Here is a 23,222-nt window from a genome sequence, read left to right on the forward strand (position 1 = left end):
GGAATGATAGAAATCATATATTAATTTGACTTGGGAGGTAGCTTCATGAACGAGGAAAAGGTGTTGTCACTAATAGATGTATCTAAAAGTTACGGAAATAAAAGAGTATTGCAAGGTGTTAATTTAGAAGTATATAAGGGACACATTATTGGATATATTGGTCCAAATGGTGCGGGTAAAAGTACTACCGTTAAACTAATGCTTGGTTTATTGAATGATTATAGCGGGAAAGTTGAAATTTTCGGGAGTGATATTTCAAATGGCGATATTAGTTACAAGAAAAGAATTGGATACGTACCAGAAACCGCCGAAATATATGAGAATTTAACCGCATGTGAATATTTAACATTTACTGGAGAACTTTATGGTTTAAAAAGTGATGTTGCCGAGAAAAAAGCGTTAGATTTGATGAAAGAATTTAATCTAGAAGCATCTTTTCATCAGCGTCTATCTTCTTTTTCAAAAGGGATGAAACAAAAAGTACTAATAATTTCAAGCTTGTTACACGACCCTGATTTATTATTTTATGATGAACCTTTAAGTGGACTAGATGCAAATAGTGTAATAATTATTAAAGAGTTACTAGCAAAACTTGCATTACAAGGAAAGACTATTTTTTATTCCTCTCATATTATGGATGTTGTTGAGAAGATTAGTAACCGAATTGTTTTACTAGTAGAAGGTAGAGTGGTTGCGGATGGTACTTTCGATGAGTTAAAAACGCAAAACAAAGAGGGATCACTTGAAAATATATTCAATCAGTTAACGGGGTTTACACAACATGCAGAAATTGCTGGAAAAATTGTTGATATAGTTAGTGAGGATTCAACACATGAATGATTTTAATTCTCTTCGTATACTGGATCGTTTTAAAGGCTTATTTTGGAAGTCGGGCATTGATTATGAAATTATGAGAAAGATTATACAGTTGAAATTAACAATGGATGGTAGAAGAATGCCAACCATTTTTAATGGGTCGAAAGTGAAAAAAGAAGGTAATCAGTTTTTGAAATCTTTGTGGATGTATGCGTTATATGGTCTGATCTTATTGACTCCTTTTCTTTTTTTAGGGACCCAATACATTTTTCTAATAAGTATTATGTTTAGTCTATTAATGTTTATATTAATGACATCAATGATATCCGATTTCTCTGCGGTGTTACTAGATATTCGGGATAAAAATATTCTGCATACAAAACCTATTAACACCAAAACATTAAATGCAGCTAAAGTAGTTCATATTTTGATTTATATATTTTTATTAATAGGATCTTTTGTAGGGATTCCATTAATAATCAGTATATTTACTGGTGGAATTGGATTTTTCTTTATATTCTTGATAGAAATTGTGCTGACCAGTTGCTTAGCTGTTGTATTAACTGCTTTTGTTTATTTATTTATATTACGCTTTTTTAGTGGAGAGAAACTGAAGGATATTATTAATTATGTACAAATTCTATTAACAATCGGCATAATGGTTAGCTATCAACTAGTTGCACGGTCATTTGAAATTATTAATCTTACAAAATCGTATACATTTGAGTGGTGGCATTTATTATTGCCTCCTATTTGGTACGGAGCACCATTTGAGCTGTTTTTAAATAAGGACTATTCAGCACATATCATTTTTTTATCAATTCTTGCATTCCTAGCTCCTATTATAGCTATCCTACTTTATATTCGACTAATGCCATCTTTTGAACGAAATTTAGCAAAATTACTAAGTGATTCTACTACTAGGAAAAAGAAATCTAGAAAACTAGATAAGTTATGGGCAAAAATTTTATGTAGAAGTGTGGAAGAACAAAATTTCTACCGTTTTTCTTCGCTTATGATGAAGCAAGAACGCGAAATAAAATTAAAAATTTACCCTCAACTTGGATTTGCAATTATATTTCCTTTCATATTCTTATTTAATGAGGTACGTTTTCGTTCATTTGATGAAGTAGTTAATGGAAATATTTATATGGTCATTTATTTTAGCTTAATAATGATTCCAACAGTTGTTCATATGCTCCAATTTTCTGGTACTTACAAAGGTCATTGGATATTTTTAGCTGCTCCCGTTCAAAACAAAGCATCTATTTATGGAGCTACTTTAAAAGCATGTATGGTTAATTTTTTTATACCAATTTTTGTTCTATTAAGTATTTTATTTGTTTGGTTATTTTCTATTCGGATTTTACCAGATTTATTCATTGTATTGCTTGTAGCTATTGTAATAACGCTTATTTCTTATAAAATGTTAAACAGAGATGTTTACCCGTTTTCGAATTCACATGAACATACACAAGACGCAAGTACATTCAAGGTATTAGCTAGTATGGTAGTGATAGGTATTTTTGTGTTAGTCCATATAATAGCTTCTAAAATACCTTATGGATTATATGGGTATATGACGATCTTACTAATTGGAATAATAATCGGTTGGAAAGCAGTGTTTCCAACACAATTGAAAAAAGAGGGTATTAGGTGAAAATCAATTGCGAAAAAGAGATTATAAAAATAATCAAAGAAGATGAATGGATGATGGAAATATTAAAAGTAGCAAAAGCATTAAAACTTCCTGATTGGTGGATTTGTGCAGGATTTGTTCGTTCGAAAATATGGGATACGATTCATGGTTTCGAAAACAGAACTCCAATACCTGATATTGATGTAATCTATTTTGATTGTACAACCGTAGAGGAATCTATTGAAAAATCTTTAGAAAAACAGTTAATTGATTGGATGCCGAATATACCTTGGTCAGTGAAAAATCAAGCAAGGATGCATGTCATAAATAATTTACCTTCCTATACATCATCAGTTGATGGAATTGCAAACTTTCCAGAGACAGCTACAGCATTAGGAGTTAAATTAGACGAAGAAAATAATGTACTATTATCTGCACCACATGGAATTAATGATGTTACTAAACTGGTTATAAAACCCACACCCCGATTTGAGACAACTAAAGAGTTGGTGACTATATACGAGGATCGAATACTAAAAAAGAATTGGTCTTCTATTTGGCCAATGATTTCAATTAATAATGCAAGGAGTGATTGAATGAAAAGAATATTGATTGTCATTTCTTTAGCTTTATTAGTGGTATGTTTAGGGGCTTGTAATAAAGAAATACAATCAACGAATACACTTGCTGAAGCAAAACTAACTGATAAGGAAAAATTTCTATTGTCTTCTACAAGTGATAAATCATTTGTTTTTGATTACAAGGTAGATAAAAAGTATAAACAAGTCTCTTTGTGGGTGGACAAATATGAGTTTGGAAAACTGGTAGAAGAAAAATTAAATAACATGTTAACTGAAATTGATGGTACCGGAATGATTATTTTTTCAACTTCTCAAACGATTGCCGAGCAAAAAGAGTCCACTATTAATATAAGTGTTAATAATTATAACGGCTTTAGTACTATCAGAACACAATTAATAATACCAAAAGTGATGCAAAGTACTTGGGGTAGCAATCCATCGGAGTATATTCCAATAGCCGATAAAATGGTTCTTGCGAGTATTTGTTACTCCAATGGCCACGGGATGAGTTCGCTTACAAATGATTTTTATTCAGATATAGACAATCGCTTATATGAGATAAAAGACTACGATGTTGTATATGTATTAAGAGCCGAGTTTCTCGATAAGTAAAAGATATGAAACTTTATAAAATGATCAATTATCCAGTATTCATAGGGTTTTGTAGCTCTTTCTTATTGCGCCTTTCTTATATAGAGCATCTCCTAAATTAAGTAACATAAGGATTGAAATAAACGACTACTTCCGTTTTCTTTTCTCTTGAAGTAACAAGTTTATGATGCATTATACATCTATTAAAAAAGGTGGTACTAGAGAAAAATAGATAGCATCCATTATTAAAGGAGCGCTAAGCAGACGGAATTGCATCTTCGTCCGCTTTTAGAAGAATAAGAAAGAATTTATTCTCTCATTAACCAAACCTAATGCACCATGTCCCTACCTATTTTAAGAGGGTGCCGGACAAACAACCGCTACGAGATTACCAAAAAAATAGCTCGTGAAGTGACGCAGTCACTTCACGAGCTAAATTACTACGGTAATAGTGTAGCAAATGTTTTGTGCAAAGCACTTGGAAACAGTAAGGACAAGATACACTTAAAAGACACTTCCACTTTTCTTATTTAATATCAGTGATAACCGTAACATGCGGGTGTCTCTTTAAAACAGTAATTGGCAACTGTTCCGTAATTTCATCCCCAAGTAAAGCTTCGAGGGCTTGTCGTTTCTTTTCTCCAAATGCCAGTAAAATAATTTGTTTTGCATTCATGATAGAAGCAATCCCCATTGTAAATGCTCTAGTAGGTATTTCTTCATGATCATCAAAATATTGACTATTCACTCCAAGTGTAGAATCTGTTAAATTAGCTACATGAGTTGTGGAGTCAAAAGAAGTTCCTGGCTCGTTAAATGCAATATGGCCATTTTCACCAACACCTAAAAACTGAATATCTAATGCATGTTCCGTTAATTTATTTTCATATCTTGTACATTCCGATTCTAGATCTTCTGAAAGTCCATTTTGAATATACGTTTCTTTAAAAGGTTTTTTCGAAAATAAGTGTTCCGACATGAAAAAAGCATAGCTGTTTTTATTAGTTGAAGCTAAACCAACATATTCATCCAGATTAAAAGCAGTAACTTGTGAAAAATCTAAAGAAGAATTGATGATACTATTATAAATTGGTATCATCGTGCTTCCGGTTGCTAAACCTAATGTATGTAGTGTCTTTTCATTTAAAGCATTTGCTAGCCTATTTACCACGAGAGAAGCTGCTTGTTGTTGATTGTCAACTTGAATCATTTCAAAAAATGGCATGTTAATACCTCGCTATTCTATTAATGTATTAAGTGTATTTGTAAACTTCCAAAAGGTCAATCATCTATCTTCACAAATAATATGAACCCATTGGGCTTATAGTGCATATGATGTTATGACTTGAGCACAAGGAGGAAAAAAATGAAACATTTAAGACAGATAGTGACGAAAGCTGTTATTGCTAAAGGGAAAAAGAGAACGGAATCAATTGAAGTTCTTTGCCCACCAAATACGCCATCAAGTATTTTAGGTTGTTGGGTTATTAACCATACGTTTCAGTCGAAAAAGCACGGGAAGTACGTAGAAGTAACAGGGAAATTTGATATAAACGTTTGGTATGCACATCACGACCATTCCAAAACATCTGTTTTTACTGAAACGATTAGTTACAAAGACAGAATTAAATTACACTACCGCGATCAAGATTCGACTGGTGAAGAAGTACATGTGCGTGTTATTCAACAACCAAATTGTACAGAAGCGATTATTACATCGGGTGGAACTAAATTCCAAGTAACAGTAGAACGTGAACTTTTGGCAGAAGTTGTAGGGGAAACAACTATATGTATTCAAGTTCAAGACCAGGATTTTGAAGAAGAATGGGCATTTAAAGATGAAAGCTCATCTAGTTCCTCCAGCTCTTCTAGTTCTTCAAATGATAACTCTTCATCCTCACTTTAAAAGCCGGCTAGTATTTCCGGCTTTTTTTCTTTATCTTTTGTTATAATAAATACAGAAGTATAGAAGAGAGAAGGACATAAAATGACAACACATACTCCAATGATGCAACAATACCTGAAAATCAAAGAAGAATATATAGATGCGTTTTTATTTTTCCGGTTGGGAGATTTTTATGAGTTATTTAATGAGGATGCTGTAAAAGCATCGGCCATTTTAGAAATTACGTTAACGAGTAGGAAGGATAATATTCCCATGTGCGGGGTGCCACATCATGCAGCCCAGAATTATATTGAAACGCTCATTAGCAAAGGGCATAAAGTAGCTGTTTGTGAGCAAGTAGAGGATCCAAAACTTGCAAAAGGTGTTGTAAAAAGAGAAGTAGTACGCTTGATAACCCCCGGAACGATTATAGAAGGAAAAACAATGCATAACAAAACAAATTATTTTATTGCATCTGCAGATTTACTTTCAACAAATGAAGTTGCATTTTCCTATCTAGATGTATCCACGGGAGACGGTTTTACAACTATTTTACATGGCGATGAAAAAGAAATTGTGCAGGAATTATTGTCCCTACAGGCAAAAGAATTAATCGTAAGTGAACAACTATATGTATTGATCAATGACTTATCGGCATTGCATGAATTTACTTTATCAATTGAGCAAGAAGAGTTAAATGTGGAGGAAGCGGAAAAATATGTTGAAAATCATCCAATAGAAACACAACGAACAGTAAAACGATTATTGCAATACATTCAAAAAACACAAAAGCGTTCTCTCCTACATATTCAGCCTTTCACTTTTCAAAGAAGAGACTCTTTTTTGATCATTGATTATCATTCGAAAAGAAATTTAGAGCTTATTTCTTCCATTCGGAATGGGGATCAAAAAGGAACACTTTTATGGTTATTAGATGAAACGGTAACTGCAATGGGAGGGCGAAAACTGAAACAATGGATTCATCAGCCACTTGCAGATAAACGAGCGATTGAATCACGTTTAGAAATAGTAACGAGTTTTTTAGAAGACTTTATGCTTAGAGAAGAAATGAAAGAAGCATTTAAAGAAGTATATGATTTAGAGCGATTAGTTGGAAGAATTGGGTTTGGAAGTGCTGGAGGAAGAGATCTTGCGCAACTAAGACAATCTCTATCTATGATTCCTATGATAAAGCAGCTTTTATTAGACTCCAATAATCATGCGCTTATAACATTAGGACGAGCAATAGTGGATTGTCAAGACATCTGGAGAAAGTTAGAAATAGCGATAAGTGAGAATCCACCTATTTCTGTAAAAGACGGTGGAGTGATTAACAATGGATATAATCCTCGTTTAGATCAACTACGTGATGCTTCTGTAAACGGCAAAAAGTGGATCGCCGAACTGGAACAAAAAGAACGAGAACTAACTGGTGCTAAAAGTTTGAAAATAGGGTATAACCGGGTATTCGGTTATTATATTGAGTTAACTAAATCGAATATTCACTTTGCAGATGATACAAGATATGTTCGAAAACAAACGCTTGCAAATGCGGAACGTTACATTACGGACGAGTTAAAAGAAAAAGAGTCACTTATCCTTTCAGCGGAAGATGAAAGCTTATTACTAGAATATGATTTATTTACTCAATTAAGAGAAGAAATAAAAGCATATATTCCACTTGTACAAAAATTAGCAAAACAAATAAGTGAATTAGACGTTTATATTTCATTTGCGCAAGTATCTGAAAAGCATCGATTAACAAAACCAAATTTCCATGAAACAAATGCGATGGAGATTAAAGAAGGAAGACATCCAGTTGTTGAGAAAATGATGAATAATCAATTATATGTGCCAAATGATTGTGTGTTGACTGAAGATAAAAAGATGCTCTTAATCACTGGTCCAAATATGTCAGGTAAAAGTACATTTATGCGACAAGTCGCTATTACTATAATTATGGCTCAAATTGGTTGTTATGTTCCTGCTAAATCGGCATCTTTACCAATTGTAGATAAAATATTTACACGAATTGGAGCAGCGGATGATCTAGCTGGCGGGCAAAGTACATTTATGATTGAGATGATGGAATCCCAACATGCTATTACGAATGCTACAAGTAAGAGTTTGCTTCTTTTTGATGAAATTGGCCGTGGAACATCTACTTATGACGGGATGAGTTTAGCGCAATCGATGATGGAATATATTCATGACCATATTGGTGCAAATACTTTATTTTCAACTCATTACCATGAGTTAACTGAACTGGACCAAACATTGTCTAAATTACGAAATGTACATGTCTCTGCTACTGAAAAAGATGGAAAAGTGGTATTTCTTCATAAGTTAAAAGAAGGTCCAGCTGATAAAAGTTATGGGATTCATGTTGCTGAACTTGCACAACTACCTAAAGAGATCATTTCAAGAGCAAGAGACATTTTAGCAACATTTGAACAGAAAGAAAAAAATGATAAATCGAGTGCTGTAGTTCAAGATACTCAACTTTCTTTTTTTGACGAGCAAATAAGACAACCTGTTGAATCTAAAATAATGGAAGATAAATCATCTGGAAAAATACTGACAAAGTTGAAAAAGATTAATATTTCCGGTACCACACCATTAGGAGCATTACAGTTATTATATGAGCTTCAAAACGAATTAGAATAACCAAAAAGTAGGGGAACAGAATGGGACAAATCATCGTCATGGAAGAACTGCTTTCCAATAAAATTGCAGCGGGAGAGGTAGTAGAACGTCCCGCGTCCGTAGTGAAAGAGTTAGTGGAAAATGCTATTGATGCAGAAAGTACATCAATAGAAATAATACTAGAAGAAGCTGGATTAGCAAGAATACAAGTAACAGATAATGGGAAAGGAATGGATGAGGAAGACGCTGTTCAATCCTTTTCAAGACATGCTACTTCAAAAATTACAACAGAACATGATCTTTTTAGAATTCGGTCTTTAGGATTTCGAGGAGAGGCACTAGCAAGTATTGCTTCCGTTTCGAAAATTAGTTTGTGGACGTCGGACGGAGAAAACGTAGGGACAAAAGTAGAACTGGAAGGTGGACGCGTCCTTTCTTGCACACCAGCTTCTATTAGAAGAGGTACGGATATTGTGGTGAAGCAATTATTTTTTAATACACCTGCTCGATTAAAATATTTAAAAACAATTCAAACGGAGTTGGGACATTCCATTGACTTAATTAACCGGTTGGCCTTAAGTTTTCCTTCTATCGCATTTAAACTGTCGAATAATAACCAAACAATTATACAGACAAGTGGGCGAGGAGATTTAAGGCAGGTTCTTGCTTCGATTTATGGCGTATCTAATGTGAAGAAAATGATTGGTTTCGAAAGTGAGTCCGCCGATTTTCATATTACGGGTTATGCTTCTTTACCGGAAATTACGCGTGCATCAAAAAACTATCTGACGATTCTTGTAAACGGTCGGTGGGTTAAGCATTATGGACTAAACAATGCAATTGTCGATGCTTATCATACATTGTTACCAATAGGGAGATATCCGATTGTAGTATTAAATATCGAAACAGATCCAATGCTCACAGATGTAAATGTGCATCCCGCAAAGCATCAAATAAGACTAAGTAAGGAAAAGGAATTAATGGAGCTTGTAAAAGGCACAATTCGTTCCGTTATTCATAAAGTACAACAACCACCGAAAGTGACAGAAAAGCCAGAAGTAAAAAAACAACCAAGTGTCCAGTTTGACTTTTTTAAACAAACATATCAAGCGCCACTACAAGAAACAATTCCGAAAAAGGATGAAACAGAACAACCATTTATTGTACATGAGGAGAAAGAGCCTCTTCAAGAAGAAGTTGTGGTAGAAACGTATATAGAAGAGAAAAAGCCTTTTCCAGACTTACATGTGGTAGGACAAATACATGGAACATATATTGTTGCACAAAGTGATGATGGCTTTTATTTAATTGATCAACATGCGGCACAAGAGCGTATAAAATATGAATTCTACAAAGAAAAAGTAGGAGAAGTAAGTGCTAGTGAACGACAAGCGTTATTACTACCACTTACTTTTCACTATTCGTTAGATGAATCATACCGCATAAAAGAATCATTGGAAGAGTTAGAAAACATTGGTGTTTATTTAGAGGAGTTTGGTTCATCTAGCTTTGTCGTTAGAGAGCACCCAACTTGGTTTCCAAAAGGAAATGAAACGAAAATTATTGAATCATTAATCGAACAAGTATTAACAAATCGAAAAGCAGATATTAAAAAGCTTAGAGAAGACGCTGCGATAATGATGAGCTGTAAATTATCCATCAAAGCGAATCATTATTTAACAACAAAAGACATGGAGCAGTTATTAGAAAGCTTAAAAAATGCGCAACATCCATTAACATGTCCACATGGTCGTCCAGTAATCGTTCATTTTACTACGTATGAAGTGGAAAAAATGTTCAAACGAGTAATGTAGGAGGGATTTATATGGGGAAATATATTTTATCAATTGATCAAGGAACTACAAGCTCAAGAGCAATATTATTTGATAAACAAGGAAATATTGTGCATTCTGCTCAAAAAGAATTTACACAATATTTTCCGAAACCTGGCTGGGTGGAACACGATGCGAATGAAATATGGGGCTCTGTCTTGTCTGTTATTGCTGCTGTTTTAACGGAAAGTGGAAACCAACCAGAAGATGTGCATGCTATTGGCATTACCAACCAACGAGAAACAACAGTTGTTTGGAACAAAAAAACTGGTAAACCCGTTTATCATGCCATTGTCTGGCAATCAAGACAAACGCAAGAAATCATTGATAAATTAAAAGATGAACAGCTTGAATCCTTTATTAAAGATAAAACAGGCTTAATGCTTGACCCATATTTCTCAGCAACAAAAGTAAAATGGATATTAGATCATGTAGATAGAGCGAGAGAACAAGCACAAAATGGAGAACTTCTATTTGGTACGATTGATACTTGGCTTATCTGGAAATTATCGAATGGAAAAGCTCATGTAACTGACTATTCAAATGCTTCCAGAACGATGCTTTATAACATATATGAACAGTGCTGGGATAAAGAAATCTGTGAGAAACTGGATATACCTATGATCATCCTGCCAGCTGTAGTTTCGTCATCAGAAGTGTATGCGCAAACAGACACATCTGTGTTTTTTGGAAAAGAAATTAATATTGCTGGAGCAGTCGGAGATCAACAAGCCGCGCTTTTTGGTCAATGCTGTTTTGAAAAAGGAATGGCTAAAAACACATACGGTACAGGTTGTTTTATGCTTCTTAATACAGGAGAAGACGCGGTTTCATCTCCATCGGGGTTATTAACCACGATTGCTTGGGGACTGAACGGGAAAGTAACCTATGCTTTAGAAGGGAGTGTATTTGTAGCTGGGTCAGCTATTCAATGGTTGCGGGATGGTCTTCGAATGGTGCAACATGCATCGGAGTCTGAAACCTATGCTAAAAGAGTAGACTCTACGGAAGGTGTATATATTGTTCCGGCTTTTGTTGGGTTAGGTACACCTTATTGGGACTCCGATGCAAGGGGGGCTATTTTCGGCCTAACTCGTGGTACAACAAAAGAGCATTTTATTCGAGCTACTCTTGAATCGCTTGCTTACCAAACGAAGGATGTCCTTCTGACGATGGAAGAAGACTCTGGGGTACATGTAGAACTGCTTCGTGTAGACGGTGGCGCAGTAAGTAATGAATTTCTCATGCAGTTCCAGAGTGATTTGTTAAACTTGCCAATCGAACTTGCAAAGTTAAATGAAACAACGGCACTTGGAGCAGCATTCCTAGCAGGATTAGCAACAAATTACTGGCAAGATGAGGAAGAACTTATAGCGATGCGTAAAAGTCAAAAACAATATGAACCAAAAATGGATGAAGTGAAACGGGATGATTTATACAGAGGATGGAAAAAAGCTGTGGAAGCAACAAGAGTATTCAAACTATCAAGGAGTGAGTAGATGAAGTCTTCTGTAGAACGTGAGCAAATATTTAACACATTAAATTTTTATGAATTCGATGTATTAGTAATTGGTGGAGGCATTACAGGCGCTGGTATTGCATTAGATGCTGTTACAAGAGGAATGTCTGTAGCCCTTGTAGAAATGCAAGACTTTGCAGCCGGTACTTCAAGTAGATCGACGAAGTTAGTGCATGGAGGGTTACGCTATTTAAAGCAGTTTGAAGTAAAAATGGTAGCAGAAGTTGGGAAAGAACGAGAAATTGTCTATGAAAATGCTGTACATGTGACCGAACCAGAATGGATGCTTCTTCCCTTTCATAAAAAGGGGACATTTGGTCCAATGACCACTTCTGTCGGCTTAAAAGTATATGACTTGCTAGCAGGAGTCAAAAAAGAAGAAAAGAGACATATGTTATCGGCTGAAGAAACGCTACAAAAAGAGCCGTTATTAAAAAGCAAAGGACTTCTTGGCGGCGGTTATTACGTAGAATATCGAACAGACGATGCTAGACTGACGATGGAAGTTATAAAAAAAGCGATTGAAAAAGGTGCAGTATGTTTAAACTATGCAAAAGTAAGGTCTTTTGTCTACAACGACAATAATGATATTGTTGGAGCAGAAGTAATCGACCAATTAAATACAAAGAAGATTACAATCCACGCTAAAAAAGTGGTCAATGCAGCAGGCCCATGGGTAGATTCCGTGCGAGCGCTTGATGCAATCGATAATAATAAAAAATTAAGACTAACAAAAGGCGTTCATATAGTAATCGATCAACAATTTTTTCCTCTTCAACAAGCGCTTTATTTTAATGCACCTGATAAACGGATGATATTTGCCATCCCAAGGGAAGGGAAAACTTATGTAGGCACTACGGATACTTTTTTTGAAGGAGATATACAAAATCCTGTTGCAACAATAGAAGATGTTCAATACTTACTAAAAGCGATACAAGATATGTTTCCAAATGTTCAAGTCACTCAACAACATGTGGAATCTACTTGGGCAGGTGTTCGACCGCTTATTTATGAGGAAGGAAAAGATCCATCTGAAATCTCACGAAAAGATGAAATATGGCAGTCGAATTCTGGTTTATTCACAATAGCCGGAGGAAAACTAACTGGTTATCGCAAAATGGCTGAGTCTATTGTGGATACTATTTCGAAACAATTAGGAGATTATAATTATGGGCCTTGTGTGACGAAGCATTTAGAGCTTTCAGGTGGAGGTGTAGGCGGTTCTGAGAACTTCCGAGCTTTTATAGCGAATAAAGAAAGACTTGCACAATCTTATGGACTAACTTTAGGAGAAGGAAGACGATTAGTTAAACTTTATGGATCGAATGTAGATAAATTGTTTAAATATGCACACTTATTAAAAACAACTTCTACTTCGAGTTTGCCTCTAGGTATATTAGCGCAAATTTACTATGCGATACATGATGAAATGGCATATTCACCAGTTGATTTTTTGGTGCGTAGAACCGGAATGCTTTACTTTAATGTGGAACAATACAAAAAGTATAAAGATGAAGTATTGCAAGTAATGAGCGATCTATTAAATTACTCAGAACAAGAAATAGAAAAATTTGATAAGCAACTAGTTAAACTTCTTATGCAGGCGATCTTAGAAGGGAGTTGAAAGCGTATTGAAATCAATTTTACAAGTAGAAATGTCAGATGGTCATCACATTCATGTAGTGAAGTATACTCCTGAACAATCTCCAATAGGTCATATACATTTACTACACGGCATGGCGGAGCATATTGACCGTTATGACGAATTTGCTCTCTTTCTTATGGATAAAGGGTATTTAGTAAGTGGGCATGACCATAGAGGGCATGGTCGAACCTTTGAAAAAAATGGGCACCAAGGTTATTTTGCTGAATCCAATGGATTTGAACGTATAACAGAAGATGTACGAGAAGTGTTGCTCAAAGTTCGAGAGGATATGATAGGGGTACCACTTATTTTATTTGGTCATAGTATGGGTTCTTTTATTGCTCGAAGATATATGCAAAAATACAGTGATTCTCTCTCAAAAGTAATTATTTGTGGCACCTCTTATAGTCCTGGAGTCCTTGGAGATGTTGGGTCAATGCTTGGGAAAATTGCTACTAGATTTCAGACACCAACAACGGAAAGTAAATTACTCAATACTATAACTTTTGGAGGATTTAATAAACAAATTAATGAACCTCATTCACCATTCGATTGGTTAAATACAGATAAAATGGAAGTAAAAAAATATATGGACGATCCGATGTGTGGGTTCATCCCGTCTAATCAGTTTTATGTTGATTTGTTTTATGGGTTGAAATTGATTCATAAAACAGAAGAGATCGGCCGCATTAAAAAAGATTTACCTGTTCTTCTCATTAGTGGAGCAGAGGATCCGGTAGGTAAAAATGGAGCTGGCATATTTAAAGTAGCGAAAGGTTTGACAAATGCAGGTATGGAAAATATAACCGTTCAATTAGTAGAACAAGCAAGGCATGAAATTTTATTGGAAAAAAATAAATTGGATACTTTTGAAGTAATTGCAAAATGGCTGATGACTAATGCGTGAAAAACCATTCGTAATAGCAATTGTAGGTCCGACGGCAGTCGGAAAAACCGCACTAAGTATTGAATTAGCAAAAACTTGTAATGGTGAAATTATTAACGGTGATTCCATGCAAGTGTATCGTGGATTATCCATTGGAACCGCTAAAATTGATTTCGAAGAGATGGAAGGGGTTCCTCATCATTTATTAGATATTAAAAATCCGACAGATAGTTTTTCGGTAGCGGAATATCAAAAAATGGTGCGACAGAAAATTGAGGAAATTACTTCGCGAGGTCATGTGCCAATTATTGTTGGAGGAACGGGGCTTTATATACAATCGGTATTATACGATTTTAGGTTTTCGGAAGAACCAAAAACAGATAGTACTTTATCGAAGGAATTGGAACAATTGTCGTCAGAAGTGTTGTTTGAAAGATTAACTAAGTTAGATCCTATTGCTGCGACAGAAATTCATCCGAATAATGTGCAAAGAGTTATGCGAGCGATCGAGCGGGTAGTGTTAAGCGGAAAAAGAAAAGATCAGATAGAACAAAATCAAGGGCATGAAAAGGTTTTTCCTCATCACATTATTGGTCTTTCTATCGATCGAGCGCTGCTTTATGAAAGAATTAATAAAAGAGTTGATATTATGTTGGAAAAGGGATTACTTCGAGAAGTAACCGGGCTTTACAATCAAAATATTCGACAGGTCCAGTCGATTCAAGCGATTGGGTATAAAGAAATTTATGATTATTTGGAAGGGCATCTTACTTTTGAGGAAGCAATTGATAACTTAAAGCAAAATTCTAGAAGGTACGCCAAACGCCAACTAACTTATTTTCGAAATAAGATGGATATCCATTGGTATAATCCATTTACTGATACAGAAAGAATTATGAAAGAAATTAATGAGATTTTGCAGGAGATTCACTAAAAAGAGCGAATAGTAGTAAAGATAGATTCTTTACGATGTAAAATGAATAATGGGGGTATTGGGATGAAACCAATAAATATTCAAGATAATTTTTTAAATCAATTAAGAAAAAATGATATTTTTGTAACCGTATTTTTACTAAACGGCTTTCAGTTAAAAGGGTATATTAAATCGTATGATAATTTTACTGTGTTGCTTGAATCAGAAGGTAAACAACAGTTAATTTATAAACATGCTATTTCAACTTTCGCTCCATCTAAATCAGTCAATATTAATGTTGAATAGTATTTAACAATTGACATATAGAATTGTTCCTATTACTATTTGTAGGAATATACATGGAAAGTGGCGATTGAATTATGAATTTAATAACAACTGAAGAACTCTTGCAAAAGTTAGATGCTGGTGAACAATTCAGTATTATTGATGTACGTGAAAACGAAGAGGTAGCAAATGGAATGATTCCAGGAGCAGTACATATCGCTTTAGGTCAAATTGAGTCCAAGTTCGATCAAATTGACAAGTCTACTTCACAATATATTGTTTGTAGATCTGGAGGACGTAGTGCTATGGCTTGCGAAATTCTAGAGGAAAACGGTTTTAATGTAACAAATGTGGTTGGTGGAATGTTGGATTGGGAAGGCGAATTACAGTTTTAAGAATAAAAGAGAAAGGCTAATTTCACTTTGGAATTAGTCTTTTCTATTTGTAATGAAAACAACTTTCAGGAGAGAATGAAATGAATTTTATAACAACATTATCAAAAGAAGTAATCGAGTTAGCAGAAAATATGGAAGCGAAAATTGCGAGCTTCCACAAAGATATAGAAAAAATCGCTTTTTATAATCAACAAAAAGTAATTTCCGCATTTAAATCGCATCATGTAAGTGACCATCATTTTCATACTTCTACTGGCTACGGCTATGACGACGAAGGTCGGGATACATTGGAAAAAGTATATGCGACAACATTCGGTGCAGAAGCGGCTCTTGTCAGACCCCAAATCATATCAGGTACACATGCGATTTCGATTAGTTTGTTTGGTATATTGCGTCCGAATGATGAATTGCTTTACATAACAGGAAAACCATATGATACGCTTCAGTCGATTGTGGACGGTGGTGGGGAAGATACAGGATCATTAGCAGATTTTGGTATATCTTATCAGCATGTTGATTTGCTAGAAACAGGGGCAGTTGACTGGGGAGTGGTAGAAAATGCAGTAAAAGATAATACGAAAGTAATTGCCATACAACGTTCGAAAGGGTATGCAGTCAGACCATCTTTTACAGTAGAACAAATTAAGGACATGGTGCAAAAAATTAGATCAATAAAAAAAGATGCAATCATTTTTGTAGATAATTGCTACGGAGAATTTGTTGAAGAGCTAGAACCTACGAATGTTGGAGTCGATTTAATGGCTGGTTCACTTATAAAAAATCCAGGTGGTGGTCTTGCTAAAACAGGAGGATATATAGCTGGTAAAACGGAATTTGTGACGAAATGCGCATACAGAATGACATCACCAGGAATTGGAGCGGAAGCTGGTGCTTCTCTAAATACGTTATTAGATATGTACCAAGGATTTTTCCTAGCTCCTCATATTGTTTCGCAAGCTGTAAAAGGGGCCATTTTTACTTCTGCAGTTTTAGAAGAAGTAGGGATGAAAACAGAACCACATTTTTCTGAGAAAAGAACAGATCTGATTCAATCGGTTTCGTTTCAGACAGCTGAACAAATGATTCAATTTTGTAAAGCAATTCAACTACATTCCCCTGTAAATGCTCAATTTGCCCCAGAGCCTGCTTATATGCCAGGCTATGAAGACGATGTTATTATGGCCGCAGGAACCTTCATTCAAGGATCTAGCATGGAATTAACCGCAGACGGGCCAATCCGTCCACCTTTTACTGCTTTTATTCAAGGTGGTTTGACATATGAACACGTTAAATATGCTATTTTAGGAGCTGTCCAAACGTTGTACAAATAAGCAATTACTCCACTTTCAAGATAAAAAGAAAGTGGTTTTTTTATTTATATTGTTCTATGTTAGTTTACCTAACATCAAATTGACAAGAAAGCTGACATGATATATAGTGTTATTATATTCAACTGGGGGTGCAGGGATGGAAAAGGAATGGAGACGTTCGATGGCTTTGTTATCTATGAATATCGTGATGCAGTTAACAGGTTTAACAGCAAGGCAAATTCGTTATTATGAAGAGCACAAACTAGTCCTACCTGCACGAACAGAAGGAAAGCAGCGTATGTTTTCGCTGGATGATGTCGATCTTTTATTAGAAATAAAAGATATGATATCCTCAGGAGTGAACATTGCGGGTATTAAACAAATATTTGAAATGAAAAACAATCCAACTTCCACCAAAGAAGTGCAACAAGCTATTTCCGATGCACAATTACGAGCAATCTTCAGAGAAGAAATGCAAATTGCGCAAAGACACCAACGTGCATCACTAAGACAAGGGAACTCTCTCGCTTTTAAAGTTAAAACGGGGTTCATATATAAAAATCAATAGGAGAGTGAAATAATGAGCAAGTATACAAAAGAAGACATAAAAAAATTCGTTCAAGAAAATGAGGTGAATTTTATTCGTCTTCAGTTTACTGACATCCTTGGTACGATTAAAAACGTTGAAATTCCAGTGAGTCAGCTCGATAAAGCTCTCGACAATAAAATGATGTTTGATGGCTCTTCTATTGAAGGGTTCGTTCGCATTGAAGAATCGGATATGTACTTAGTACCAGATTTAAATTCATGGGTAGTGTTTCCTTGGATTACAGGTACAGGTAAAGTTGCTAGACTAATCTGTGACGTGAATAAAGCAGATGGAACACCTTTTGCTGGAGATCCACGTAATAACTTAAAACGAGTTCTAAAAGAGATGGAAGAGTTAGGATTTACAAGTTTTAACTTAGGACCTGAACCTGAATTTTTCTTATTTAAACTAGATGCACAAGGAGAACCTACGCTTGAACTAAATGACCATGGCGGTTATTTTGACCTAGCGCCAGTAGATTTAGGTGAAAATTGCCGTCGTGATATAGTACTTGAGCTAGAGGAGATGGGTTTTGAAATTGAAGCATCTCACCATGAAGAAGCTCCTGGACAACACGAGATAGACTTTAAATATGCAGATGCATTAACTGCTTGTGATAACATCCAAACATTCAAGTTAGTAGTTAAAACAATTGCTCGTAAACATGGTTTACATGCAACGTTTATGCCAAAACCACTTTTTGGAGTAGCTGGATCTGGAATGCACTTTAACATTTCTCTGTTTAAAGGTGAAGAAAATGCATTTTTTGATGAATCCGCTGAAAATAAAATGAGTGAAACTTCTATGCAGTTTATGGCGGGGGTATTAAAGCATGTACAAAGTTTTACAGCTATTACAAATCCTACAGTAAATTCCTATAAACGATTAATACCAGGTTATGAAGCTCCTTGTTACGTTGCTTGGTCAGGTCAAAATAGAAGTCCTTTAATTCGTATTCCTTCTTCAAGAGGCTTAAGCACTCGTATTGAAGTTCGTTCTGTTGACCCTGCTGCAAATCCATATCTTGCTATGGCGGTTATTCTACAAGCAGGACTAGATGGAATTAAAAACAAATTAACACCACCACCTGCAGTGGATCGCAATATTTATGTCATGACCGAAGAAGAAAGAAATGAACATGGTGTTTACAACTTGCCATCTTCACTTCATGCAGCCATTAAAGAACTAGGTAAAAATGAAATAATTCGTGGTGCACTAGGTGAGCATATTTACGCAAACTTTGTAGAAGCAAAAGAGATTGAATGGGATATGTTTAGAACGGCTGTTCATCCGTGGGAAAGAGAACAGTATTTGAAGATGTACTAAGCTTATAAACACTAGGTTTATGGGGTATATTGATGAGGTGGTTTAATCTAAATGATTCTGCAAAATCTTTCACAATCCATACGAAACCCATAAAATAAGTAAAGAAAATAATATTTATCAACTTATGTAATTCCTTAAAAACATCGTTCAGAGTCGTGAGTTGACTTGTTCGGTGTTTTTCTTTTTTATTTTTGAAAACATGCTTTAAGAATACTGGGGGTAGAACACGGGGAAAAAGTAATTGAACTAGTTCATTGTTAGACGTCAGCAAAGCGTTTAATATGAAGTGATGTGCTCCATCTAAAAATTTCGTGCATAAATCAATTTTCTCAGTGCTTCTCTCATATGCTTGAACCCCTCTAGTGCAAGGTTATCTCGAGTTTATGCACTTTTCATGAAAAAAGACAGGTCATAAAACCTGTCTCAGATGTATTCGAGATATTGGCTTTAAGCCCTTAATTAGCAACCGCAACCGTATCCACCGCCGTAACCGCCGCCGCAATATCCTCCTGCGTTTCCGCCACCAGTGTTTAAGAAACTTGCGCCAATAATAATCAAAAGAATAAACAGAACAATAATTAAAGCGAATCCTGAACCATTTCTTTGCCCGTATCCACCAACTGCTTCACTCAAATTGTACACCTCCTCTATATGGGATAGTTCATTCTATGTCGATTAAAAAAGTCTGTGTGATTAATCTGTTTGGTTTTTAGAAAATATTTTAAAGAGGCATTCTGTTGACTGGTGCTTTTGAGACTAAAAAAACAGACGCCTCTCAAGGGTGGTGTGGTGGTGTGACAAGTAGTTTTATATGATAGCTTATTCAATTATTAGAAAAGCATCAGGGCGTTGTTCTTAGGGGAAATTAATAAAGTAAGCTATTTGTAAGAAGCATTCCGTTATAATTTTGATAAAAAAGCTATACTTATTTTTAAAGGTATATAAACGTGGGTAGAGAGGGTTGAGTTGCTATTCCTTTTTAACTATTGATAATAATATAGTAAGACCGATAACAATAGAAATAGGTTAGAGGTGTTAATGTGGATATTAATGAATTAATGAAAAAAATGAATGAAGTTATGGACAATCTAGATTTTGTTTCTGCAAGAAAAATTATGGAAGAAAATATGAAAATAATTAATGAAAATAGACATCTTCTAAGAAGTAATGCAAGGTCATTGTTACAGATTTTGAAAGATAATACTGAACCGCACATAAAACCATTAAATAGAAATGAAATGAGTGTGGTTCATGCCATCAATGCATATGCTTCAAAATTTGATGTTAGAGGTTTGAGAATGTCGATCAAAAGCAATTCGGTTCTTTTGATGAGAAAAGACATAAAGCAATATTTGAACGAAGATGCGAAAACATTATTAATTGGAATGAAAGCTATCCATATCGATGAATAAGTCTATTCTATTCCAGGTTTGTTGATTAACCACTTTTTTACCAGTCGTTCCTTCCTTATTTTTGCCAAGAATTACGACTCGTGTGGAGGTGTTGTGTAAGAAAGTGACGCTTACTTTCGATACAAGTGATTCTATAATAAACTGAATATATTTTTTGGAAAAAGGAAGAAGGGAACCAAATTATTATTTCATTTGAGACTTTCATTTGCCATTAAAAAGGTGGTTTTGCTCGTCCTGTTGCAAAATAGTTAAAGCCTCATTTAATAGATAAATATCTATTAGTATTTGCTCTTTAATAGACAAATTGTCGCATTTATCGTAATCATCTAATAAAAGTTTGAGTTCATGCTTCATAAGTGTCATAGGTCATTGATCCCTTCTTTGGTTCTTTATAATTACTTTTATTATGCGCTATTTTTGGGGAAAAAGAAATAGTTGAATTTTAGTCTAATTAAAGATTTTTGTATTAGTTTTTTTACTTTTAACCAGGTCTGTTGATTAGCTAATTATTCCTAATAACATATGTGAATTAACTAAAGATAACCAACAAATTATATTTTAGAAATAATGCCCAGTATTCCTCCGCGTTTGCCGCACCTTGCATGAGCCAACTCGTGCTGCGCCCGAGTGGGTCTCTTCCATCCGCTCATGCGGCCCGAAGCGTTCTGGCAATATGTATCCTCATTTTATAAAAAAATCCAATAAATGGTTGAATGAGACATAACAGGTTATAAACGCGACATACTACCCTTTGAAAACGACAAAACTTATTCTGGGAGCGACAAACATCTCATGGTAAAGCCTTTACTTGGCATGAGATACGCTATTAATGGTGCACCATTTCAATGTGTAGCATATGCCTTAATATTGTAGGATAATCGCACTGATTAGCTAGCAAACTTCATTGGATTAGAGCGGCTGGCGGCAACTCCAGCGGGATCAGGGAGATGTATAAGCCATCACAAGCTGAGCGCATGCGATGGTGCTGGCTCAACGGTCCCGCCCCGCGCAAAGTGTCCGCCTAGAGTGGAAATCCTAGCGGTTACTAAGTCGCACTATATCTAAAGTGCCCAATTTAAACTAAAAACGTGTAAATGCAAATGGATTCTATTAACTTTTTTACTAAAATTAAAGGAAATGGTTAATAAATAGACGTAACCATTAACTTACATAGTTTAAATAATTTTAGGGGTATATCATTTTAGAAGGTGGCACCAGATAAAAATACAAAGTATTTATTGATCAAGAAGTGCCGAACGGATGAAATAATATTGGCCGATTCTAAAAAAGGACAGGATTTAGTTTCTCATTACCCAAATCTTATGCACCTTGTTTAGAGGGCGTTGGACAAACACCCGCCGCAAGATCACACGATTCTTTTGAATTCTAACGGTAATAGTAAAATGGTTGGTTTTAAAGTATTTTAAATCTCTTTCTAATTATTTAATACATGAGATGCTTTAACAAACTTGTGTTCAAAAGATGAAGGGGATTCAACAGATTGAAAGTGTACATATAAAATAGTTGGATTGGTGAAGTTCCAGTGGTTGTGAAAAGCGCTAACTATTAAATTATTATTCACTAAAGCTTTAACAAATTCGGGTAATTCTTCTTGAAGCACTTCTACTAGGACGGCCTTGAATGGTACCGTTTGGATTACGCTCCAGTTCTACTGAACAATCACCTTGTTTTAGACTAGCTTTTCCTTTAACGATTTGTTCATATTGATTGCAAATATTATGAATGTGCTCCAAGGACAGACGCTCCTGATCAATATTAATGAGAAAAAGTTAATTACCTCTTTTCTAAAATATTGGTGATTGAAAGTAAATAAATCTTGTCCAAAAGAGATATTGAAAAGTTAAGGGAGAGAAAAGGAAACAAGATAATATTATTTAAATAAAGTAATGAAGATTGACTATTTATTCAAACTAGTAATTGCATTTATTAATAGAGTGAAGCATTGGTTTGTACAAGCGGATCCAAAAGAATTGAAAGGAGGGAAATATATGTTATTTATTAAACCTTGTGAAGGACGTATTACCTCACGTTTTGGACAGTTGCGAAAAAACTCTGAAACTAATACTTCGAGGTTGCACAAAGGGGTAGACTTTGGTAGTGATGGAAGTCTAATAATCATTGCAGCAGCAGGTGGTATAGTGACGAGAGCAAAAGTTATAGAGGGATATGGTAATACAGTAACAATTGCTCATCAACTAAATGGCAAAGATTACGAAACATTGTACGCCCATCTCAAATCAATCTCAGTTAAAGTCGGACAGATTGTTAAGCAAAGTCAACAAGTCGGCATTAAAGGAGATACAGGAAATGCTACAGGAGTCAGTTTGCACTTTGAAATTCATATTCCAAAATATGCTGCCGGTCAACCGAATGCGGTAAATCCTTTAAATTATATCGTCGTTCAGGAAGTGGTAGAAATACAGAAACTTTTAGTAAAAGCAGGATATAAGATTGTTGTGGATGGAATTGAAGGACCAGCAACTGTTGCGGCGATTAAAGCATTTCAAAAATCTAAAGGATTAACACCCGACGGAATAGTGGGGCCGCTAACACTCGATGCGTTAAAAAAGAGTAAAAACAGTTAGAGCAGAGAAACTAAAATGAGAAAGAAGACTTATCCGCTATTCTTTGGATAAGTCTTTTTTTTAGGTATGTAAGAAATTAATGAATTTTTTATTGAATGAAATGCTCTTGATAATTTTATGAAAAATTAATGTTATTACTAATCAATATGGGGAATAATCATATTAACAATGAAAATTTTTATATAAAAGTGTTAATAGTATGTCCTAGAATATATTTTAAACTTTTTAACGTACAAGGTTGACTAGATAGAAAACTCAGAATAATGAAGAGTAGTTGACTAATGAATAGTAATCTTATAGGATTTAAAAGATTAAAGAGTCCGTCAAGATAAATGATGACTAGTAT

The 23,222-nt window shown here is 34.9% G+C and carries 23 protein-coding genes; 18 read left to right on the forward strand and 5 right to left on the reverse strand.

Features of this window, described 5'->3' with window-relative positions; genetic code table 11:
- Positions 1 to 45 precede the first annotated feature (45 nt).
- Genes PB01_RS07035 through PB01_RS07050 form a run of 4 tightly spaced genes read left to right on the forward strand, consistent with a single transcriptional unit; the run spans position 46 to position 3,648 of the window.
- Positions 46 to 840, forward strand: a complete 795-nt coding sequence (locus tag PB01_RS07035) for an ABC transporter ATP-binding protein (protein WP_151699547.1) — start codon at positions 46 to 48, stop codon at positions 838 to 840.
- A complete protein-coding gene (locus PB01_RS07040) occupies positions 833 to 2,476 on the forward strand; it encodes a hypothetical protein (protein ID WP_151699548.1) in 1,644 nt (547 codons plus the stop codon). Before PB01_RS07035 ends, PB01_RS07040 begins: the two co-directional genes overlap by 8 nt.
- Positions 2,473 to 3,051, forward strand: coding sequence for a nucleotidyltransferase family protein (locus PB01_RS07045; RefSeq protein ID WP_151699549.1), 579 nt, complete (start codon positions 2,473 to 2,475; stop codon positions 3,049 to 3,051). The genes PB01_RS07040 and PB01_RS07045 overlap by 4 nt, the downstream gene beginning before the upstream one ends.
- Complete coding sequence (locus tag PB01_RS07050) at positions 3,052 to 3,648, forward strand: hypothetical protein (RefSeq protein WP_151699550.1); 597 nt, start codon at positions 3,052 to 3,054, stop codon at positions 3,646 to 3,648.
- Positions 3,649 to 4,153: 505 nt separating this feature from the next.
- On the opposite strand, the gene PB01_RS07055 is transcribed toward PB01_RS07050, so the two are convergent.
- Entirely contained in the window at positions 4,154 to 4,852 is a 699-nt protein-coding gene (locus PB01_RS07055) for a glucosamine-6-phosphate deaminase (RefSeq protein WP_151699551.1), read from the reverse strand.
- Between the two features lie 141 nt (positions 4,853 to 4,993).
- Here PB01_RS07055 and cotE point away from each other — a divergent pair, with 141 nt between their 5' ends.
- From cotE to glnA, 12 genes are all read left to right on the forward strand, one after another.
- Positions 4,994 to 5,533, forward strand: coding sequence for an outer spore coat protein CotE (gene cotE, locus PB01_RS07060; protein ID WP_151699552.1), 540 nt, complete (start codon positions 4,994 to 4,996; stop codon positions 5,531 to 5,533).
- Between the two features lie 81 nt (positions 5,534 to 5,614).
- Positions 5,615 to 8,179, forward strand: coding sequence for a DNA mismatch repair protein MutS (mutS, locus tag PB01_RS07065; protein ID WP_151699553.1), 2,565 nt, complete (start codon positions 5,615 to 5,617; stop codon positions 8,177 to 8,179).
- A gap of 20 nt (positions 8,180 to 8,199) precedes the next feature.
- The gene (gene mutL, locus PB01_RS07070; protein WP_151699554.1) at positions 8,200 to 9,972 is read left to right on the forward strand and encodes a DNA mismatch repair endonuclease MutL; all 1,773 of its coding nucleotides are present in this window, start codon (positions 8,200 to 8,202) and stop codon (positions 9,970 to 9,972) included.
- Positions 9,973 to 9,983: 11 nt separating this feature from the next.
- The gene (glpK, locus tag PB01_RS07075; RefSeq protein WP_151699555.1) at positions 9,984 to 11,489 is read left to right on the forward strand and encodes a glycerol kinase GlpK; all 1,506 of its coding nucleotides are present in this window, start codon (positions 9,984 to 9,986) and stop codon (positions 11,487 to 11,489) included.
- Entirely contained in the window at positions 11,490 to 13,133 is a 1,644-nt protein-coding gene (locus PB01_RS07080; protein WP_151699556.1) for a glycerol-3-phosphate dehydrogenase/oxidase, read from the forward strand. It abuts the gene before it with no gap.
- Positions 13,134 to 13,140: 7 nt separating this feature from the next.
- Positions 13,141 to 14,061, forward strand: a complete 921-nt coding sequence (locus PB01_RS07085) for an alpha/beta fold hydrolase (RefSeq protein ID WP_225986190.1) — start codon at positions 13,141 to 13,143, stop codon at positions 14,059 to 14,061.
- A complete protein-coding gene (gene miaA / locus PB01_RS07090; RefSeq protein WP_151699557.1) occupies positions 14,054 to 14,974 on the forward strand; it encodes a tRNA (adenosine(37)-N6)-dimethylallyltransferase MiaA in 921 nt (306 codons plus the stop codon). The genes PB01_RS07085 and miaA overlap by 8 nt, the downstream gene beginning before the upstream one ends.
- A gap of 63 nt (positions 14,975 to 15,037) precedes the next feature.
- Positions 15,038 to 15,259, forward strand: a complete 222-nt coding sequence (gene hfq / locus PB01_RS07095; protein ID WP_151699558.1) for an RNA chaperone Hfq — start codon at positions 15,038 to 15,040, stop codon at positions 15,257 to 15,259.
- 74 nt (positions 15,260 to 15,333) lie between these two features.
- Positions 15,334 to 15,633, forward strand: a complete 300-nt coding sequence (locus PB01_RS07100) for a rhodanese-like domain-containing protein (protein WP_151699559.1) — start codon at positions 15,334 to 15,336, stop codon at positions 15,631 to 15,633.
- 80 nt (positions 15,634 to 15,713) lie between these two features.
- Complete coding sequence (locus PB01_RS07105; protein ID WP_151699560.1) at positions 15,714 to 16,964, forward strand: methionine gamma-lyase family protein; 1,251 nt, start codon at positions 15,714 to 15,716, stop codon at positions 16,962 to 16,964.
- Positions 16,965 to 17,100: 136 nt separating this feature from the next.
- Positions 17,101 to 17,511 carry a MerR family transcriptional regulator gene (locus PB01_RS07110; protein ID WP_151699561.1) on the forward strand — a complete coding sequence of 137 codons (411 nt, stop codon included), beginning with the start codon at positions 17,101 to 17,103 and terminating at the stop codon, positions 17,509 to 17,511.
- Positions 17,512 to 17,523: 12 nt separating this feature from the next.
- Positions 17,524 to 18,858 carry a type I glutamate--ammonia ligase gene (gene glnA, locus PB01_RS07115; RefSeq protein WP_151699562.1) on the forward strand — a complete coding sequence of 445 codons (1,335 nt, stop codon included), beginning with the start codon at positions 17,524 to 17,526 and terminating at the stop codon, positions 18,856 to 18,858.
- A 459-nt stretch (positions 18,859 to 19,317) separates the two neighbouring features.
- On the opposite strand, the gene PB01_RS21725 is transcribed toward glnA, so the two are convergent.
- Positions 19,318 to 19,491, reverse strand: a complete 174-nt coding sequence (locus PB01_RS21725; protein ID WP_151699563.1) for a YjcZ family sporulation protein — start codon at positions 19,489 to 19,491, stop codon at positions 19,318 to 19,320.
- Positions 19,492 to 19,898: 407 nt separating this feature from the next.
- On the opposite strand from PB01_RS21725, the gene PB01_RS07125 reads away from it, so the two are divergent.
- Positions 19,899 to 20,270 carry a hypothetical protein gene (locus PB01_RS07125; protein WP_151699564.1) on the forward strand — a complete coding sequence of 124 codons (372 nt, stop codon included), beginning with the start codon at positions 19,899 to 19,901 and terminating at the stop codon, positions 20,268 to 20,270.
- Positions 20,271 to 20,471: 201 nt separating this feature from the next.
- Here PB01_RS07125 and PB01_RS20900 read toward each other — a convergent pair whose 3' ends face one another.
- The 3 genes from PB01_RS20900 to PB01_RS21265 all read right to left on the reverse strand — a co-directional run bounded on the left by PB01_RS20900 (position 20,472) and on the right by PB01_RS21265 (position 22,024).
- Complete coding sequence (locus tag PB01_RS20900) at positions 20,472 to 20,633, reverse strand: hypothetical protein (protein ID WP_225986191.1); 162 nt, start codon at positions 20,631 to 20,633, stop codon at positions 20,472 to 20,474.
- A gap of 1,072 nt (positions 20,634 to 21,705) precedes the next feature.
- Complete coding sequence (locus PB01_RS21260; RefSeq protein WP_225986192.1) at positions 21,706 to 21,891, reverse strand: DUF1259 domain-containing protein; 186 nt, start codon at positions 21,889 to 21,891, stop codon at positions 21,706 to 21,708.
- The gene (locus tag PB01_RS21265) at positions 21,860 to 22,024 is read right to left on the reverse strand and encodes a hypothetical protein (protein WP_225986193.1); all 165 of its coding nucleotides are present in this window, start codon (positions 22,022 to 22,024) and stop codon (positions 21,860 to 21,862) included. Before PB01_RS21265 ends, PB01_RS21260 begins: the two co-directional genes overlap by 32 nt.
- 255 nt (positions 22,025 to 22,279) lie before the next feature.
- Here PB01_RS21265 and PB01_RS07135 point away from each other — a divergent pair, with 255 nt between their 5' ends.
- Positions 22,280 to 22,876 (forward strand): peptidoglycan DD-metalloendopeptidase family protein, encoded by a 597-nt coding sequence (locus PB01_RS07135; protein ID WP_225986194.1) that lies wholly within the window; start codon positions 22,280 to 22,282, stop codon positions 22,874 to 22,876.
- Positions 22,877 to 23,222: the final 346 nt, after the last annotated feature.

It is taken from the genome of Psychrobacillus glaciei, assembly GCF_008973485.1.
Lineage (GTDB): Bacteria > Bacillota > Bacilli > Bacillales_A > Planococcaceae > Psychrobacillus > Psychrobacillus glaciei.